A 2,706-nucleotide genomic window follows, 5' to 3' on the forward strand; every position below is an offset into this window, starting at 1 on the left:
CCCGCCGCGGCCGTCGCGGGCGTGCGCGCAGCCCCGGGCGAGCGTCCGGCCGGCGCGGTCGGCGACCTCGTCCGCGTCCGCGTGCGCATCACCGCGGTGGACCCCGCCACCAACACCGTCAGCTTCGTCGGCCCGAACAACCGCCCGCGCACCGTGGTGGTCCGCCGGCCGGCGATGCAGGAGATGCTGCGCGGCCTGCGCGTGGGCGACCAGGTGGACATCGCCTTCGAGGAGGCGCTGGCCGTCTCCGTCGAGAAGACCGCGCAGAGCAACTGAGCCGGCCCGCCCGGGATACCGGGCGAACCGGGGGCGGCGCGTGCGCCGCCCCCGGCCAGCCAGCCCGGCCGGGCGGAATCACGCGGAGCCGGCCTCTCCGGGCGATGGCGCGCAGGCCGAGACCAGCAGCGCGACCATGTCCTCCGCCGTCTCCGCCGCGCGGGCGTCGGGGTTCCACAGGTCGCCCCCTGCCCCCTCGGCGCGCAGCGTGCAGAATCCGTGCACCGCAGACCAGGCGAGTGCCAGCCGCGCGCGCATGTCCCGTGCCCCCGCGCGCGGCGCCAGCACGGCCATCGCGCGCTCCAGCACCGCGAAGCTTCCCTGCATCTCCGCGCGCCAGGCTTGGTCGGTCCGGTCCAGCAGGTCGGTGCGGAACATCAGGCGGAAATGCGCGGGGTTGGCCCGGGCGAAGGCGATGTAGCCGCGCCCGGTCGCAGCCAGCCGCGCCAGCGCATCCGCGCCCGGCGGCAGCGCAGCCAGGGCGGCTTCCATGGATGCGGTCAGCCGCCGCGACCCCTCGGCCGCGAAGGCGGTGAACAGGCCGCGCTTGTCGCCGAAATGCGGCGCGGCGGCAGAGTGCGAGACGCCGGCGCGGCGGGCGCATTCGCGCAGCGTCACCGCCTCCGGCCCGCGCTCCAGCACGATCTCCGCGACGGCGTCGAGCAGCGCGCGGCGCAGCGCGCCGTGGTGGTGGCGGCCTTCGGCCTTGGGGGTGACGGACATCGGGGCATCCTGCGTCCACGACGAAAACTTGACAACGGTCAGTTCTGCGCCTCATAAACTGACCATCGTCAAGTTTGGAAGACCACATGCCCGCCGAGACCATCTTCTCCGCCGCCAACATGCTGGCGATGGCCGGTTGGCTCGCGCTGCTCCTCGCGCCCCGGACGCCGCTGGTGACCTGGCGCATCGCGGGGCTCGCTATCCCCGCCGCGCTGGCCGCGCTGTATGTCGTGCTGCTCGCGGTCCATGCGCCGGGCGCGGAGGGCGGCTTCTCCTCCCTCGCCGACGTCGCGGCGCTGTTCCGCACCGAGGGCGTGCTGCTGGCCGGCTGGGTGCACTACCTCGCCTTCGACCTCTTCCTCGGCGCCTGGATGTGCCGGCGCGGCGCGGCGGAAGGGATGAACCCCTGGCTCGTTCGGCTCTGCCTGCCGCCGACCTTCCTCGCCGGCCCGGCCGGGCTGCTGCTCTTCCTCGCCCTCCGCCTGGTTGCCGCGAACCGGAAGGAGATCCGCGCATGAACGCGCTCGTCCTCCGGTCCGGCCGCTCCGTCCTCGCCGAGCTCGATGCGCGGCAGCCGCTGCTGGCCCGCGCGGGCTGGGCGGCGCTCGCCCTCGCGCTCGCCTGCCTCGGCGCCATGGCCCTGGACGCGCGGACGATCCACGGCGTCTCCGTCTGGGTGAAGCCGGCGAAGTTCGCCGTCTCCTTCGTCGCCTGGTTCTGGACCCTGGCCTGGGCCTGGGGCGTGCTGGCGCCGCGGGCGCGCGACGGCCTCGTCGCCCGCATCGTGCTGTGGGGCACGCTCGCCACCGCCGGCTTCGAGCAGGGCTGGATCACGCTGCGCGCCGCCCTCGGCCAGCCCAGCCACTTTGCCGACGACCGGCTCGGCCAGGCGATGTACGGGCTGATGGGCGTCGGCGCGGTCACGCTGGTGGCACTCGCGGCGCTGCTCGGCGTGCTGGTGCTGCTGCGCCCCGACCCGCAGCAGCCGCGGCCCTGGCGGCTGGCGGTCGGGCTCGGCCTGGTGCTCGGCGGGGTGCTCGGTGGCTTCACCGGCGCCAGCATCTCGGCGCTGGACACGCCGCGCATCGGCGGCACGCCGGGCGATGCGGGGAATTTCGCCCCCTTCTTCTGGTCGCGCGACGGTGGTGACCTCCGCGTGGCCCACTTCCTGGGCATCCACGCCATGCAGGCGCTGCCGGCGCTGGCGCTGCTCGGGGCAGGCGCCGGCATGGTGTGGCTCGGCGCAGCGGGCTGGACGGCGATGAGCCTCGGCGCCTACGCGCTCGCCATGGCCGGCGTGCCGCTCTCGCCCTGACCTGCCGCACCGCCGCCACGATCCTCCCGCATCCGGCGCGCGTGACCGAGAACGTGATGCTGCGGCGGGGCCTCTTCGGCGGCCTCGTCCTCTGCCTGGCGCTGCTGCTGACCTGGCTCACCTGGCGCGCCCTGGCGCCGGGCGGGGTGAATGCGATCGAGGCGGTGATCCTCCTCTGCGTGCTGCTCGTCACGCCCTGGGCGGCGCTGTCCGCCGCGAATTCCCTCGTCGGCCTCGTCATCCTGCTGGCCAGCCGCGACCCGCCCGGCGCCGTGCTGCCCGCGCTGCGCCGCGCCCGGCCCGGCGCGCCCAGCGCCGTGACCGCGCTCGCCGTCTGCATCCGCAACGAGGACATGGACGCGGTGCTGCCGCCGCTCGGCCGCCTGCTCGAC

The 2,706-nt window shown here is 75.4% G+C and carries 3 protein-coding genes and 2 pseudogenes; 4 read left to right on the top strand and 1 reads right to left on the bottom strand.

The window, feature by feature from the left end; translation table 11 throughout:
* Positions 1–276, top strand: a pseudogene (locus tag OZN99_RS29170) (hypothetical protein); the annotation flags it as partial.
* Between the two features lie 78 nt (positions 277–354).
* Here the strand turns inward: OZN99_RS29170 and OZN99_RS29175 are convergent.
* Positions 355–999, bottom strand: coding sequence for a TetR/AcrR family transcriptional regulator (locus tag OZN99_RS29175; protein ID WP_270938724.1), 645 nt, complete (start codon positions 997–999; stop codon positions 355–357).
* A gap of 86 nt (positions 1,000–1,085) precedes the next feature.
* Between OZN99_RS29175 and OZN99_RS29180 the strand changes: the two genes are divergently transcribed.
* The 3 genes and pseudogenes from OZN99_RS29180 to OZN99_RS29190 all read left to right on the top strand — a co-directional run.
* A complete protein-coding gene (locus OZN99_RS29180) occupies positions 1,086–1,517 on the top strand; it encodes an ABA4-like family protein (RefSeq protein ID WP_270938725.1) in 432 nt (143 codons plus the stop codon).
* Positions 1,514–2,314 carry a hypothetical protein gene (locus OZN99_RS29185; RefSeq protein ID WP_270938726.1) on the top strand — a complete coding sequence of 267 codons (801 nt, stop codon included), beginning with the start codon at positions 1,514–1,516 and terminating at the stop codon, positions 2,312–2,314. The genes OZN99_RS29180 and OZN99_RS29185 overlap by 4 nt, the downstream gene beginning before the upstream one ends.
* A 41-nt stretch (positions 2,315–2,355) precedes the next feature.
* Positions 2,356–2,706, top strand: a pseudogene (locus tag OZN99_RS29190) (glucans biosynthesis glucosyltransferase MdoH); the annotation flags it as partial.

The organism is Falsiroseomonas oryzae (assembly GCF_027856955.1).
Classification (GTDB): domain Bacteria; phylum Pseudomonadota; class Alphaproteobacteria; order Acetobacterales; family Acetobacteraceae; genus Falsiroseomonas; species Falsiroseomonas oryzae.